Origin of the sequence: Nocardioides zeicaulis (assembly GCF_042432345.1) — a bacterium.
GTDB classification, from domain to species: domain Bacteria; phylum Actinomycetota; class Actinomycetes; order Propionibacteriales; family Nocardioidaceae; genus Nocardioides; species Nocardioides zeicaulis.
The window spans coordinates 2,545,951-2,559,769 of sequence record NZ_JBHLXH010000001.1; the positions used below are offsets into that span (position 1 = coordinate 2,545,951).

Below are 13,819 nucleotides of genomic sequence, written 5' to 3' on the forward strand. Positions count from 1 at the left end.
GCCCGACTGGCCGGGCGTCCGTTCGTCGAGGACCGCCGCACGTGCGGCGCCGGTGGCCGTACGTCCGACGGCTCAGACGTTGCGGCGGTACTGGCCCCCGACCTCGAAGAACGCCTCGGTCACCTGCTGGAGCGAGCACACCCGGGCGGCGTCCATCAGCACGGCGAACACGTTCTCGCCGGAGACGGCCGCGTCCTTGAGCCGGGCGAGGGCCTGCTGGGCCTCGGCGCCGTGCGCGGCCTGGAAGGCGCGCACGCGGGAGAGCTGCGACTCCTTCTCGGCCTCGGTGGCGCGGGCAAGCTCGATCTCGTGGGGCTGGGCGTCGGCCGCCGACTCCTTGAGGAACGTGTTCACGCCGATGATCGGCAGCGAGCCGTCGTGCTTGCGGTGCTCGTAGAGCATCGACTCGTCCTGGATCCGGCCGCGCTGGTAGCCGGTCTCCATGGCGCCGAGCACGCCGCCGCGCTCGTTGATCCGGTCGAACTCCTCCAGCACGGCGGCCTCGACGAGGTCGGTGAGCTCGTCGATGACGAACGAGCCCTGCAGCGGGTTCTCGTTCATCGCCAGGCCCCACTCGCGGTTGATGATCAGCTGGATCGCCAGCGCGCGGCGCACGGACTCCTCGGTCGGGGTGGTCACGGCCTCGTCGTAGGCGTTGGTGTGGAGGCTGTTGGCGTTGTCGTAGATCGCGATGAGCGCCTGCAGCGTGGTGCGGATGTCGTTGAAGTCCATCTCCTGCGCGTGCAGCGACCGGCCGCTCGTCTGGACGTGGTACTTCAGCTTCTGCGAGCGCTCGCCGGCGCCGTACTTCTCCTTCATCGTGACCGCCCAGATCCGCCGGGCGACGCGGCCGAGCACGCTGTACTCCGGGTCCATGCCGTTGGAGAAGAAGAACGACAGGTTGGGCGCGAAGTCGTCGATCGCCATCCCGCGGGCGAGGTAGGCCTCGACGTAGGTGAAGCCGTTGGCGAGGGTGAAGGCGAGCTGGCTGATCGGGTTCGCCCCGGCCTCGGCGATGTGGTAGCCGGAGATCGAGACCGAGTAGAAGTTGCGCACCTGCTGCTCGATGAACCACTCCTGGATGTCGGCCATCATCCGCAGGGAGAACTCGGTGGAGAACAGGCACGTGTTCTGGCCCTGGTCCTCCTTCAGGATGTCGGCCTGGACGGTGCCGCGGACGTTCGCGAGCGCGTACGCCCGCAGCTGCGCGCGCTCGTCGTCGTCGGGCTCGCGACCCTCCCGCTCCCGGAACGCGTCGACCTGCTGGTCGATGGCGGTGTTGAGGAAGAACGCCAGCACCGTCGGCGCGGGGCCGTTGATCGTCATGCTCACCGACGTGGTGGGGGCGACCAGGTCGAAGCCGCCGTAGAGCACCTTCATGTCGTCGAGGGTGGCCACCGAGACGCCGGAGGTGCCGACCTTGCCGTAGACGTCGGGCCGGGGGTCGGGGTCGCGGCCGTAGAGGGTGACGGAGTCGAACGCCGTCGACAGGCGCGTGGCGTCGTTGCCCTCGGAGAGGATCTTGAACCGGCGGTTGGTGCGGGCCGGGTCGCCCTCGCCGGCGAACATGCGGGCCGGGTCCTCGTTGTCACGCTTGAAGGGGAAGACGCCGGCGGTGAAGGGGAAGTAGCCCGGCAGGTTCTCGTTGCGCCAGAACCGCACCAGCTGGCCGTGGTCGGTGAACCGCGGCAGGGACACGCGCGGGATCTTGTTGCCGCTCAGCGACTCGCGCGTGAGGCGCGTGGTGATCTCCTTGTCGCGCACCCGGACGACCTGCTCGTCGCCGGAGTAGGACTCCACGACCGCGGGCCAGGCCGCGATCTGGTCGACGACCTCGTGCGGGACGTCCTTGCGCGCGGCCTCGAGCAGCGCCGGGACGCCGCCGGCGTCGCCGTCGGCGAGCTCGGCCGCCACGGCCTCGATCCGCTGCACGCGCGCGGCGGCCTCCGCGAGCTGCTCGGTGCGGGCGTGGTAGCCGCGGACGGTCTCGGTGATCTCGCTGAGGTAGCGCACCCGCTCGGCGGGCACGACCTGGCGGATCCCGGAGGAGTGGCGCACGTCGACGTGGGGGAGCGTGCCCTCGGAGACGGCGAGGCCAGCGTCGGCGAGGGCGTCGCGCAGGTGCTGGTAGAGCGCGGTCACGCCGTCGTCGTTGAACGTCGCGGCGCTGGTGCCGAAGACCGGCATGTCGTGGGGCTGCTTGCCGAACGCCTCACGGTTGCGGACCAGCTGGCGCCCGACGTCGCGCATCGCGTCCTTCGCGCCGCGGCGCTCGAACTTGTTGATCGCCACCGTGTCGGCGAAGTCGAGCATGTCGATCTTCTCGAGCTGCGAGGCGGCGCCGAACTCCGGCGTCATGACGTAGAGGGAGTGGTCGACCAGCGGCACGATGCCGGCGTCGCCCTGGCCGATGCCGGGCGTCTCGACGATCACCAGGTCGTGGCCGGCGGCCTTCATCACCGCGATCACGTCGGCGAGGTGGTCGGGCACCTCGTGGGAGCCGCGGGTGGCCAGCGAGCGGAAGAAGACCCGGTCGCCGTCGAGGGAGTTGGCCCGGATCCGGTCGCCGAGCAGCGCGCCGCCGCCCTTGCGGCGGGTCGGGTCGACCGCGATGACGGCGATCCTGAGCTTGTCCTGCTGGTCGGTGCGGAAGCGTCGTACGACCTCGTCGGTGAGGGAGGACTTCCCCGAGCCGCCGGTGCCGGTGATGCCGAGCACGGGGACCACGCGGCGCGCGGCCGCGGCGTGCAGCTCGGTGAGCACCGACGCGTCGAGGCGGCCCTCCTCGGCGCCGGTGATCGCGCGGGCGACCGCGAACCGGTCGCCGGTGAGCACCTGCTCCACCGTGACCTGCCGGTCGGCCCACAGGTCGATGTCGCAGTCGCGCACCACCGAGTTGATCATCCCGACCAGGCCCATCCGCTGGCCGTCCTCGGGGGAGAAGATGGTGACGCCCGACGCCCTCAGGCGGTCGATCTCGGACGGCACGATCACGCCGCCGCCACCGCCCACGACGCGGACGTGTCCCGCGCCGGCGGCGCGCAGCGACTCCACGAGGTACTCGAAGTACTCCACGTGGCCGCCCTGGTAGGACGACACCGCGACGCCCTGGACGTCCTCCTCCAGCGCCGCGTCGACGACCTCCTGCACGGACCGGTTGTGCCCGAGGTGGATCACCTCGCACCCCTGGCTCATGAAGATCCGGCGCATGATGTTGATCGAGGCGTCGTGCCCGTCGAACAGGCTCGAGGCCGTGACCAGGCGGATCGGGTTCGTCGGCGTGTGCAGGTCGGCCATGCTGCGATAGTAGGACGTCCAAGTAACTACTGGCGAGTCACCACGAAGTCCCCGGACATCCGGGGAAGTCGCCGCTTCGAGGTCGAAGCGTCGCGTACGAAGCGGCAGGTCCGACCTCGAAGTCGGCCGGCCGCCAGCCGTCAGAGGCTCTCGCCGAGCCCGGTCCGCAGCTCGGTCAGCCGGTCGGTCAGCTCCCGCACCCGCCCGCCCGGCAGCCCGGGGGCCTCGAACACCTCGCGGTTGAGGGCGGCGGTGGCCTCCTCCACGGCGTCGCGCCCGGCGTCGGTGAGCACCGCCAGCACCACCCGGCGGTCGCCGTCGCCGCGCTCGCGGCGGACGTAGCCCTGGCCCACGAGCCGGTCGACGGCGCTGGTCACGCTCGTCGGGTGCACCTGCAGCAGCGAGCCCAGCCGCGACATCGGCATCGCCGCGCCGCGGGAGAACGACAGCAGCCGCAGCACCTCGTAACGGGCGAACGTCAGCCCGCGGGGGCGCAGCACCCCGTCGATCCGCTCCATCAGCAGCTGCTGGGCACGCACGACGGAGGTCACCATCGCCATCCCGTCGGCGGCGTCGGCCCAGCCGTGGGCCACCCACTGGCGGTGGGCCTCGCCGATCGGGTCGCGGGTCATGGCTGGAGGGTAGCCAGCAGCGCGTGCGCCTCCACCATGGCCGGGCCGTACCAGGTCAGCAGCCGGCCCGACACCAGCCGCGACGGCGTCGCCAGCGCCTCCGGCCCGTCGTCGGCGGTGAAGACGTAGGGCTCGTCGGGCAGCAGGACCAAGTCGGCGCCGGCCGCGTCGACGTCCGCCGGCGTGACGGTGGGGTAGCGGCCGTCACGGCCGGCCATGGCGTTGACCAGCCCGGCGCGGGCGAGCAGGTCGTCGGTGTAGGTCGGCGCGCCGACCACCATCCACGGGTCGCGCCAGATCGGTACGACGACCCGCACCCGCGGTGCCGCCGGTGCGGCCCAGAGACGGCGGGCCTCGACGAGCCACCCCGGCTCGGACACCGCCAGCGCCTCGGCGAGCAACCGGCCCATGGCGTCGAGCGCCTGCTCCACGGTCTCGATCCGGGTCACCCAGACCGCCACGCCCGCCTCGCGCAGCCGGCGTACGTCGAGCTCGCGGTTCTCCTCCATGTTGGCCACCACGAGGTCCGGGCGCAGGTCGCGCACGGCCGCGAGGTCGGGGTTCTTCGTGCCGCGCACGCGCGGCACGTCGAGATCGACGGGGTGCGTGCACCAGTCCGTCGCCCCGACCAGCCGCTCGGGCACGGTGGCGGCGAGCGCCTCGGTGAGGGAGGGCACGAGCGACACGAGGCGGGTGGCCGGCGCGGTCAGCGGGACGTCGGCGCCGAGGTCGTCGTGCATGGCGGCAGGCTAGGCCAGGTGGGGGGCGTGCGGCCGTCGAGGTGTGGACCGCGGCGCCGACGTGGTGGAGTTGCCCCATGAGCAAGCACGCCCCCGCGCCGGTCGGCCTGCCGATCGACGGGCGCGAGCAGCCGACCGTCGAGGGCTGGACGTTCCCGGCCCGCAACCCGGCCACCGGCGAGGTCCTGTGGCAGGTCCCCGACGCCGGCCTCGCCGAGGTCGACGCGGCGCTGACCGCCGCCCGACGCGCGTACGACGCCACCGGCTGGAGCACCGACACGACGATGCGCGTCGCCGCGGTCCGCTCCTTCCAGGCGGCGCTCGCCGCCGACGCCGACCGGCTCGCGCTGCTGCTCGCGACCGAGACCGGGGTGCCGGTCGCCCTGCGCGAGGAGCACGTCGACGGCCCCCTGGCCGGGCTGCGCGCGGTGCCCCGGCGCCCGACGGCCGGCGTCACCGTCGTGGTGACGCCTGCGACGTCCCCGCTCGCCGTCGCCGTCGCGGAGATCGGGCGGGTGCTGCTGGAGGGCGGCACGGTGGTCCTCAAGCCGGCGCCGGAGGCCGCCAGCGCCGCCCTCGAGATCGGCCGCATCGGCCTGGCCCACCTGCCCCGCGGCGTGCTCAACGTCGTCACCACCCGCGACGTCGACGTCGCGATCGCCCTCACCCTCGACCGGCGCACCGACGAGGTGTCGTTCGCGGGCTCGCCGGTCGCGGGCGAGCGCGTCCGGGCGGCCGCCACGCGTGCGGGCAAGCGGGTGCGCACCGAGCTCGGGGCGCCGCGCCAGCTGCGCGCCCGCGGTGCCGAGCTGGAGCAGGTGGTGACCGGCGCCGCGCTCGCCGTCGCGGCCAACGCCGGACAGGCGCGCGGTGTGCCGAGCAGCGTGGTCGTGCCGATGTCGCGCTACGCCGAGTCGCTCGCGCTGGCCGTCGAGGCGATGGCCTCGGTGGCGGTCGGCGACCCCGCCGACCCCGCGACGCTGTGCGGTCCGCTGCGCTCGCCGGTGGCCCGCGACCGGGTGCTGCGCTACGTCGCGCTGGCGGAGGCCGAGCGCGCCGACGTGGCGCTCGGCGGTCGCAGCCTCGACCGGCCCGGGTGGTGGGTCGAGCCGACGGTGATCGGCGGCGTGGACGCGGAGTCGCGCCTGGTGGTCGAGGAGGTCCTCGGACCGGTGCTCATGCTGGTGCCCGACGCATCGGCACGTGCCTGATGCCGTCCGCGTCGAACTCCGGACCGGAGACCTCGAAGCCCCACCCGGCGTAGAAGCCCGCCAGCGGGGCCTGCGCGTCCAGCCTGGCCTCACGGTCGCCGACGACGTCCATCGCGCGGTCCATCAGCATGGGGGCGAGCCCGCGGCCCCGCCCCTCGAGCGCCAGCACCACGCGCCCGATCCGGCACCACCCGCCCTCGTCGAGCACGCGCAGGGTGCCGATCACGCGGCCGTCGTCGAGCAGCACGACGTGGCGGGTGGTCGCCTCCAGGTCACGGCCGTCGAGGTCGGGATAGGGGCAGTCCTGCTCGACGACGAAGACGTCCTGGCGCAGCCGCCACACGTCGTACGCCGTGCGCACGGGCAGCTCGTCGACGTGCACGTCCAGGACCTCGAGGGGCATGGCGCGAGGGTACCGACGCACTGCGGGGCCGGACGGTCTCCCGTCCGGCCCCGCAACAGGTCGTCGGGTCAGGCGGCCCGGAACGGTGCCTGCTTGCGCACGACGCGCACGTTGCCGGCCTTGTCGGTCGCGGTCGCCTTCACCACGACGAACCTCCGGCCGTCCTTGCGGGTCACCGTGCGGACCTGCACCGTGCAGTAGTCGAGGCCCGAGCGCGGGTCCGAGGCCTTGCATCGGGGCTTCGGCACCGACGTGTAGGTCCGTCGGCCGCTGAAGCCGACGATCTCGGCCTGCGGCCGGCCCTTGTCGATGAAGAGCGTCGTGCTGGTGGTGGTGGAGTCACCGTCGGCCGTGCGGACCACCGCGCGGAACACGACCCGGCCCTGCTGGGCCCGCGGCACCACGCGCGGCGCCGGACAGGCGACCACGGCGCTGCCGTGGCCGTCGCAGGCGTAGGTGATCGTCACGTCCGAGCGGAACCAGCCGTACGACGTCGCCGGGCGCTCCCCGGTGGCCGTGGCGGTGATGGTCGGCCGGCCGACGTTGACCAGCACCTTGCCGGTGGCCGGCGTCGTGTCGGTGTTGCCGGCCGGGTCGGTCGCCCTCACCTCGAAGACGTGGCCGCCGTCGGCGAGGTCGGTGAAGGTCCGCGACCCGCTCGGGCACGACCCCCACGCCGCGGTCCCTCCGGCTGCGGCCAGGCGGCACTCGAACGTGGAGCCGTCCGCGTCGGCGGCGTAGCCGAAGGTCACCGAGCCGGTGCCCACCACGGCGGGCGGGGCGTCGGTCAGCGTCGTCTCGGGGGCCACGGTGTCGATGGTGACGTCCTGCTGCGCGGGGGCGCTGACGTTGCCCGCGCCGTCGACCGCGACGACGACGAAGCGGTGGTCGCCGTCCTCGAGCGCGGCGGCCGTCCAGCCCGAGGCACAGGTCTCGGGCGAGACCTGCTGCGCGCCGACCGGGACGAGGGCGCACTCGAAGTGGTCGACGTCCTGCGACGGCGTCGCCGCGAAGGCGAACGCGGGCGTGCTGTCGTTGGTGGGGGTGCGCGGGCCGGAGGTGATCGACACCGCCGGCGCCACCGTGTCGACGGTGAAGTCCCAGGCGGCGCTGTCACCGACGTTCCCGGCGTGGTCGGTGGCCCGGACCTCGAAGGTCCAGTCGCCGTCGACGAGCTCGTCGGACTCGAAGGAGGTCGCGTCGCACGGGGTCCACACGGCGCGGCCAGTGCCGTGGACGCGGCACTCGACGGAGGCGACGTCGTCGGACGGGTCGAACGCGTAGGTGAACGTCGGCCGCGGGTCGTTGCCGAGCCGGGCGGGGCCGGTGACGATCGCCGCGCCAGTGCTGACGGTGTCGATCGCGAAGTCGTAGGACGTCACGTCGCCGGTGTTGCCCAGGTCGTCGGTGGTGCGGACCGAGAAGGTCCAGTCGCCGTCGCCCAGGGGGCCGAGGTCGTCGGCGTCCGCGCAGTCCCACCACGGCGACGGCTCCCCGCTGTCGGGGCGGTCGAGGTGGCACTCGGACGACGCCGCGTCGGCGTCGGGCGAGTCCCAGGTGAACGACGGTGACGCGTCGTTGCCCAGCACCGCCGGCACGGTCAGCAGGCTGGTCGACGGGCCGGTGGTGTCGACGGTGAACACCTGCGACGCAGGGCTCGCGTCGGTGCTGTAGAACGCGTCGACCGCGCGGACCTCGAAGGTCCAGGTGCCGTCGGCGAGGCCGGAGAAGGACGTCCCCGCGTCCGGGCAGGTGGCGAAGCCCGCGGGCTGCTGGCCCTGCAGGGTGACCCGGCACTCGAAGCGACGGTGCTCGGTCGAGCTGGTGCTGTAGGTGAACGCCGGGGAGCTGCTGGCCGAGCGCGCCACCGGTCCGGTAGTGATGCTCGTGTCGGGCGGCGTGACGCCGATCGGGAACCCGTCGCGGAAGCGGAAGACGTAGCGGCCGAGGACGTCGCTCTCGCGCGAGCCGTGGACGAGGCCGGCCGGGTTGCTGTCGAGGAACGCCCCGGCGACCTGCGAGCCGGGGAGCACGAAGACGTGCTCGGGGTTGTGGTCGGCGGCGCTGAAGCCCACCTGCGCGGCACCGTTGTAGTCGCCGTCGATGCGGCCGTAGTCGAGCACCACGTCGAAGTCGCCCGCGGCGACGTCGGACCGGTCGACCAGCAGCACCTGGAAGTCGTTGGTGGGAGCACCGCCGCTGGCGAAGAAGCCGACGTCGTGCCAGTTCACGCACAGGGCCGGACGACCCTGCCAGGTCACCGCGCCGTAGGTGACCGGGGTGCCGGTCCACGTCGTCTCCAGGTCGGCGAAGAACGGGGCGAGCAGCGGTCGCGGCAGCGTCGAGATGTGACCGGTGAAGTTGTACATCGGTCCGTCGAAGGTGATGTTGCCGTTGTTGTTGACGTAGGCCTCGGTCACCGTGCGGTCGTAGAACGACAGCGGTGACGCGAGCGCGATCGCGCCCGAGCTGTCGTCGTCGTTGAGCGGCAGGCTGTTCGCGGTGCACCCCGGGTCGGCGACGATCGCCGAGGCGGAGGTGACCGCGTCGGCCGCGACCGGGGCGAGGGCGAGCGTGCTGACCGCCGCCACCAGTGCGACGCCGCCGCTGAGGAGCGCACGTGGGACGCGTGCGGAGAGGATGGACATGCGTGCCCTTCGGGTCGTGGGCGCGCCCCCACGGCACGGCCCCCGCAGCGCATCCCACGCCCATCGCGACGCGACCGCGGCCGAACGACCTCTTTGTGGGCGTCCTGTGGGCGAGCTGGTGACCTGTGTCCGTCCCTCAGGACACGAACGACACGACCTGGCCGAAGGCGCGACGGCCCTCGGGCGTGAAGGGCAGCAGGCCGTAGACGTGGATCAGGTCGGGCTCCTCGACGGCGGTCAGGTCCCACCCGGCCTCCTCGGCGCGCCGCACCAGCAGCCGGCAGCCGGGGTGGAGCAGGTCACGGGTGCCGTAGAGCACGAGCGCGCGCGGCAGCCCGGCGAGGTCGGCCAGACCGGGGGACACCTCGGGTCGGGCGAGGTCGTCGGGCGAGCCTGCCCACCACCCGGCGTAGGCGTCGAGCTTGCCGATGAACAGCCACGGGTCGATCGCGTCGGCCGCCTCGGTCTCGGCACGCGTCGAGGTCGTGAGGTCGACCCAGGGGGCGTGCAGGACGAGGTGGGTGGCCGGCGCCAGGCCGCGGTCGCGCACTGACACCGCCAGCGCGAGGGCCAGCCCGCCGCCCGCGGAGTCGCCCGCGAGCACCGCCCCGCCCGGCTCGGCCGACCAGCGCGCGAGGTCGTCGACGAGCGCGTCGTGGGAGTCGCGCCAGGTGTGCTCGGGCGCGAGGGGGTAGTCGGGCACGACCACGCGGGCGCCGGTCGCGTCGGCCAGCCGCGTGGCGTAGCGGACGTGGAAGGCGTCGATCGGAGCCGTGTAGCCGCCGCCGTGGACGTAGTAGAGCGTGCGCGTGACGGGGCGCCCGCGGGGCGTGAGGACGTACGACGGAAAGCCGAGGTCGGCGATCTCAACGTCCCAGCGCCGGGCGAACCCCGGCACCGCCCGGGTCGGCAGCGACCGGTCCAGGGTGCGGTGCCACGCCTCGACCCGGGCCCGCTCCGACGCCTCGTCGTCGAGCTCGCGGGAGCGGCGCAGGCGGGGCACGAGGGTGGCGAGGAGGTCGTGGCGGCGGCTGGGCACGCGCCGACCCTAGAGGGGCCGGTACGCTGGCACCAGAAGACAGGGGAGCACGTGCAGGCGTGCTGAGAGTGCGGACCAGCCGCAGACCCTCCGAACCTGATCCGGTTAGCACCGGCGATAGGGAGTCACGATGAACCGCGTCACCGTCCGCACCTGCCTGGCGAGCGCCACCACGGCCCTGCTGCTGGCCGGCTGCAGCCTCACCGGCGGCGACACCGCCACCGAGACCACGCCCTCCGGAGAGCCGGGGACGAAGGGCGGCGGCACCGTCGTGCTGGTCACCCACGAGTCGTTCCACCTCCCGAAGAAGCTGGTCCGCCAGTTCGAGGACGAGTCGGGCTACCAGGTCGAGGTCCGCGCCTCGGGCGACGCCGGGACCCTCGCGACCAAGCTCAGCCTCACCGCGGACAACCCGATCGGCGACGCCGCCTTCGGCATCGACAACACCTTCGCCTCGCGGCCGCTGGGCGAGGGGGCGTTCGCGCCGTTCACGCCGAGCGCCACCCCGCCGTCGCAGTACGCCCTGCCCGACGGCGGCGACCGCCTGGTGCCGGTCGACTCCGCGAGCGTGTGCGTCAACGTCGACACCGACTGGTTCGACCGCGAGGGGCTCGCGCCGCCGAAGACCCTCGACGACCTCACCGACCCGGCGTACGCCGACCTGACGGTGACGCCCGGCGCCTCGACCAGCAGCCCGGGCATGGCGTTCTTCCTCGCCACCGTGGCGCAGTACGGCGACGACTGGCCCGACTACTGGACCGACCTGCTCGCCAACGGCGCCAAGGTGGTCGACGGCTGGGAGGACGCCTACTACGGCGACTTCACCGCCGGCTCCAAGACGGGCACCCGCCCGATCGTCGTCTCCTACGACTCCTCGCCGGCCTTCACGGTCGAGGGCGGGCGCACCACCACGGCGGCGCTGCTCGACACCTGCTTCCGCCAGGTCGAGTACGCCGGCGTGCTCGCCGGCGCCGACAACCCTGCCGGCGCCGAGGCGCTGGTCGACTGGATGCTCTCCGACGAGGTGCAGAGCGCGCTGCCGGAGTCGATGTACGTCTTCCCGGTGATGCCGGGAGCGACCGTGCCCGACGACTGGGCGCGGTTCGCCGAGCAGCCGAGCGACCCCTACGAGGTCGACCCCGCCGAGATCGCGTCCCACCGCGAGGAGTGGCTGACCGAGTGGACCGACGTCATCTCCCGCTGAGCGCCCGGCGGCTGCTCGCGCTGCTCGCCCTCGCCGCGGGCCCGGTCCTGGTGCTGGGCGTGCTCTTCGTCCTGCCCGTGACCGGGATGCTCCGCGAGGGGTTCGTCGTCGACGGAAGTTTCGCGCCGGGCGGCGTGCTCGAGGTGCTGGCACGTCCGCGGGTCCACCGCGTCGCCTGGTTCACCCTGTGGACCTCGGGCCTGGCCACTGCGCTGTCGGTCGTCCTCGGCCTGCCGGCGGCGTACGCCCTGCACCGCCTGAGGCTGCCGGGCCGCTCGGTGGTGCGCGCGGCCGTGCTGGTGCCGTTCGTGCTGCCGACCGTCGTCGTGGGCGTCGCCTTCCGCCAGCTGCTGGGAGAGGGCGGACCGCTCGGCTTCCTGGGCCTCGACGGGACGCCCGCGGCGATCGTCGCGGGGCTGGTGTTCTTCAACGTGGCGGTCGTGGTGCGCACGGTCGGCGTCGCGTGGGAGTCCCTCGACCCGCGCCCCGGCCAGGCCGCGGCGGCGCTGGGCGCCTCGCCCTGGCAGGTCCTGCGCACGGTCACCTTGCCGGCACTGCGGCCGGCGGTCGTGGGTGCGGCCAGCGTCGTCTTCCTGTTCTGCGCCACCGCCTTCGGCATCGTGCTGACGCTCGGCGGCGTGCGCTACTCCACGGTGGAGACCGAGATCTACCTGCTCACCACCACCGTGTTCGACCTGCGGGCGGCCGCGGCGCTGTCGGTCCTGCAGATCGTGGTCGTGCTGGCGCTCCTCGCGGTGTCGGCGCGGCTGCGCGCCGTCCCCGACCCGACCGCGCAGCGGTCCGTCGTCCCCGCCCGGCGGCCGCGGCGCGCCGACCTGCCGGTCGTCGCCGCGACCGTGCTGGTGCTCGGCGCGATGGTGCTGCCCGTGCTCGCGCTGGTCGCGGGCTCGCTCAGCGTCGGCGACGGCTGGGGCCTGGCCAACTACCGCGCGCTCACGTCGGCGGGGGACGACCAGGCGCTGCTCGCGCCCGTCACCGCCGCGCTCGCCACGAGCCTGCGCACCGCCGTCGACGCGACCTGGATGTCGCTGCTGCTCGGCGGGCTGGTGGCCGCGATCGTCACGCGTCGCTCGCACTCGCGCACCGAGCGCCGGGTGCGCTCGTCCCTCGACGCCTTCTTCATGCTGCCGCTCGGGGTCAGCGCGGTGACGCTGGGCTTCGGCTTCCTGATCACCCTCGACCGCCCGCCGCTCGACCTGCGCGACTCTCCGCTCCTGGTGCCCGTGGCCCAGGCGCTGGTCGCGCTGCCGCTGGTCGTGCGCACGCTGACCCCGGTGCTCGCCGGAGTCGACGACCGGCAGCGCCAGGCGGCGGCGTCCCTGGGTGCCGCTCCGTGGCGCACGGTCCTCACCGTCGACCTGCCGGTCGTGTGGAAGCCCGCGCTGGCCGCCAGCGGCTTCGCCTTCGCCACCTCGCTGGGCGAGTTCGGCGCCACGTCGTTCCTCGCCCGCGAGGAGAGCCCGACGCTGCCGGTCGTGATCTTCCGCCTCATCGGGCACCCCGGCGAGATGAACTACGGCATGGCGCTGGCCGCGTCGGTGGTCCTCGCCGCCACGACGGCGCTGGTCGTGCTGGTCGTCGAGCGCCTCCGGGTGCCGGGCGTGGGGGCGTTCTGATGGGGCTCTCGCTGTCCCACGTCGGCGTGCGCTACGGCGCGACCGCGGCCGTCGACGACGTCTCCCTCGACCTCCCCGACGGCGAGGTGCTCGCGGTGCTCGGGCCGTCGGGCTGCGGCAAGTCGACCCTGCTGCGCGCAGTCGCCGGGCTCGAGCCGCTCACGTCGGGGTCGGTCTCCTTCGACGGCACCGACCTCGCCGCGACGCCCACCCACCGGCGCGGCTTCGCGCTGATGTTCCAGGACGGTCAGCTCTTCGCCCACCTCACCGTCGCGCGCAACGTGGCGTACCCGCTGCGTCTGCGCCGCACCCCGCGCGCCGCGACCGCCGCGCGCGTGCGCGAGCTGCTCGAGCTCGTCGGCCTGCCGGGCTACGCCGACCGGCTGCCCGCGACGCTGTCCGGCGGTGAGCGGCAGCGGGTCGCGCTGGCCCGCGCGCTGGCCGTCGAGCCGCGCCTGATCCTGCTCGACGAGCCGCTCTCCGCCCTCGACGCCGCGCTGCGCGAGCGGCTCGCCAGCGACCTCCGCGGGATCCTGCGCGCCGCGGGCACGACGGCGCTGCTGGTCACCCACGACCACGAGGAGGCGTTCGCCCTCGCCGACCGGCTGGCGGTGATGCGCGCCGGCCGGGTGGTGCAGCAGGGCCCCATCGACGAGGTCTGGCGCGAGCCCGCCGACGAGTCGACCGCCCTCTTCCTGGGCTACGCGCGGGTGCTGCGCGACGAGCCGGCCGCCCGGCTCCTGGGCGCCGCGGGGCTGCCGCCGTCGTACGCCGTCGCCGTGCGCCGCTCGGCCCTCGTCGCCGACCCGGCGGGGCCGGTGCGCGCTCGCGTGGAGCAGGCCCGCGCGACCCCCGAGCAGGTGCGCCTGGTCGTCGCCGCGGAGGGCATCGGCACGCTCGACGCGGTGGCGCCGCTCGGCACGCACGTCGCGCCCGGCGAGGAGGTGGGGCTGCGCGTGGATGTGACACGGCTCGCCGTCCTGCCGATCACGGCGCGCCCTTGACCGA

General features: G+C 73.9%; 10 protein-coding genes and 1 riboswitch. Of the genes, 4 read left to right on the forward strand and 6 right to left on the reverse strand.

Features of this window, described 5'->3' with window-relative positions; all coding sequences use genetic code 11:
* Positions 1-72 precede the first annotated feature (72 nt).
* The 3 genes from icmF to ACFFJG_RS12500 all read right to left on the reverse strand — a co-directional run bounded on the left by icmF (position 73) and on the right by ACFFJG_RS12500 (position 4,669).
* The gene (gene icmF / locus ACFFJG_RS12490; RefSeq protein ID WP_378519058.1) at positions 73-3,297 is read right to left on the reverse strand and encodes a fused isobutyryl-CoA mutase/GTPase IcmF; all 3,225 of its coding nucleotides are present in this window, start codon (positions 3,295-3,297) and stop codon (positions 73-75) included.
* A 140-nt stretch (positions 3,298-3,437) separates the two neighbouring features.
* Positions 3,438-3,929 (reverse strand): MarR family winged helix-turn-helix transcriptional regulator, encoded by a 492-nt coding sequence (locus ACFFJG_RS12495; RefSeq protein ID WP_378519060.1) that lies wholly within the window; start codon positions 3,927-3,929, stop codon positions 3,438-3,440.
* Entirely contained in the window at positions 3,926-4,669 is a 744-nt protein-coding gene (locus ACFFJG_RS12500) for a helical backbone metal receptor (protein ID WP_378519061.1), read from the reverse strand. Before ACFFJG_RS12500 ends, ACFFJG_RS12495 begins: the two co-directional genes overlap by 4 nt.
* 77 nt (positions 4,670-4,746) lie before the next feature.
* On the opposite strand from ACFFJG_RS12500, the gene ACFFJG_RS12505 reads away from it, so the two are divergent.
* Entirely contained in the window at positions 4,747-5,880 is a 1,134-nt protein-coding gene (locus ACFFJG_RS12505) for an aldehyde dehydrogenase family protein (protein WP_378519062.1), read from the forward strand.
* Here the strand turns inward: ACFFJG_RS12505 and ACFFJG_RS12510 are convergent.
* The 3 genes from ACFFJG_RS12510 to ACFFJG_RS12520 form a co-directional block, all read right to left on the reverse strand.
* Positions 5,846-6,283 carry a GNAT family N-acetyltransferase gene (locus ACFFJG_RS12510; protein ID WP_378519063.1) on the reverse strand — a complete coding sequence of 146 codons (438 nt, stop codon included), beginning with the start codon at positions 6,281-6,283 and terminating at the stop codon, positions 5,846-5,848. The genes ACFFJG_RS12505 and ACFFJG_RS12510 overlap by 35 nt on opposite strands.
* A gap of 68 nt (positions 6,284-6,351) precedes the next feature.
* Positions 6,352-8,931 carry an Ig-like domain-containing protein gene (locus ACFFJG_RS12515; protein ID WP_378519064.1) on the reverse strand — a complete coding sequence of 860 codons (2,580 nt, stop codon included), beginning with the start codon at positions 8,929-8,931 and terminating at the stop codon, positions 6,352-6,354.
* A gap of 136 nt (positions 8,932-9,067) precedes the next feature.
* Positions 9,068-9,970, reverse strand: coding sequence for an alpha/beta hydrolase fold domain-containing protein (locus ACFFJG_RS12520; RefSeq protein ID WP_378519065.1), 903 nt, complete (start codon positions 9,968-9,970; stop codon positions 9,068-9,070).
* A gap of 31 nt (positions 9,971-10,001) precedes the next feature.
* Positions 10,002-10,111, forward strand: a riboswitch (TPP riboswitch).
* On the opposite strand from ACFFJG_RS12520, the gene ACFFJG_RS12525 reads away from it, so the two are divergent.
* From ACFFJG_RS12525 to ACFFJG_RS12535, 3 genes are all read left to right on the forward strand, one after another.
* Positions 10,101-11,174 carry a thiamine ABC transporter substrate-binding protein gene (locus ACFFJG_RS12525; RefSeq protein ID WP_378519066.1) on the forward strand — a complete coding sequence of 358 codons (1,074 nt, stop codon included), beginning with the start codon at positions 10,101-10,103 and terminating at the stop codon, positions 11,172-11,174. Its footprint overlaps the riboswitch before it by 11 nt.
* The gene (locus tag ACFFJG_RS12530; RefSeq protein ID WP_378519067.1) at positions 11,150-12,811 is read left to right on the forward strand and encodes an ABC transporter permease; all 1,662 of its coding nucleotides are present in this window, start codon (positions 11,150-11,152) and stop codon (positions 12,809-12,811) included. The genes ACFFJG_RS12525 and ACFFJG_RS12530 overlap by 25 nt, the downstream gene beginning before the upstream one ends.
* Positions 12,811-13,815 (forward strand): ABC transporter ATP-binding protein, encoded by a 1,005-nt coding sequence (locus ACFFJG_RS12535; RefSeq protein ID WP_378519068.1) that lies wholly within the window; start codon positions 12,811-12,813, stop codon positions 13,813-13,815. Before ACFFJG_RS12530 ends, ACFFJG_RS12535 begins: the two co-directional genes overlap by 1 nt.
* The last annotated feature ends 4 nt before the right edge of the window (positions 13,816-13,819 follow it).

Coding starts and splice junctions, on each gene's coding strand:
- icmF (WP_378519058.1), bottom strand. CDS start 3,297: ATGGCCGACCTGCACACGCCGACGAACCCGATCCGCCTGGTCACGGCC.
- ACFFJG_RS12495 (WP_378519060.1), bottom strand. CDS start 3,929: ATGACCCGCGACCCGATCGGCGAGGCCCACCGCCAGTGGGTGGCCCAC.
- ACFFJG_RS12500 (WP_378519061.1), bottom strand. CDS start 4,669: ATGCACGACGACCTCGGCGCCGACGTCCCGCTGACCGCGCCGGCCACC.
- ACFFJG_RS12505 (WP_378519062.1), top strand. CDS start 4,747: ATGAGCAAGCACGCCCCCGCGCCGGTCGGCCTGCCGATCGACGGGCGC.
- ACFFJG_RS12510 (WP_378519063.1), bottom strand. CDS start 6,283: ATGCCCCTCGAGGTCCTGGACGTGCACGTCGACGAGCTGCCCGTGCGC.
- ACFFJG_RS12515 (WP_378519064.1), bottom strand. CDS start 8,931: ATGTCCATCCTCTCCGCACGCGTCCCACGTGCGCTCCTCAGCGGCGGC.
- ACFFJG_RS12525 (WP_378519066.1), top strand. CDS start 10,101: ATGAACCGCGTCACCGTCCGCACCTGCCTGGCGAGCGCCACCACGGCC.
- ACFFJG_RS12535 (WP_378519068.1), top strand. CDS start 12,811: ATGGGGCTCTCGCTGTCCCACGTCGGCGTGCGCTACGGCGCGACCGCG.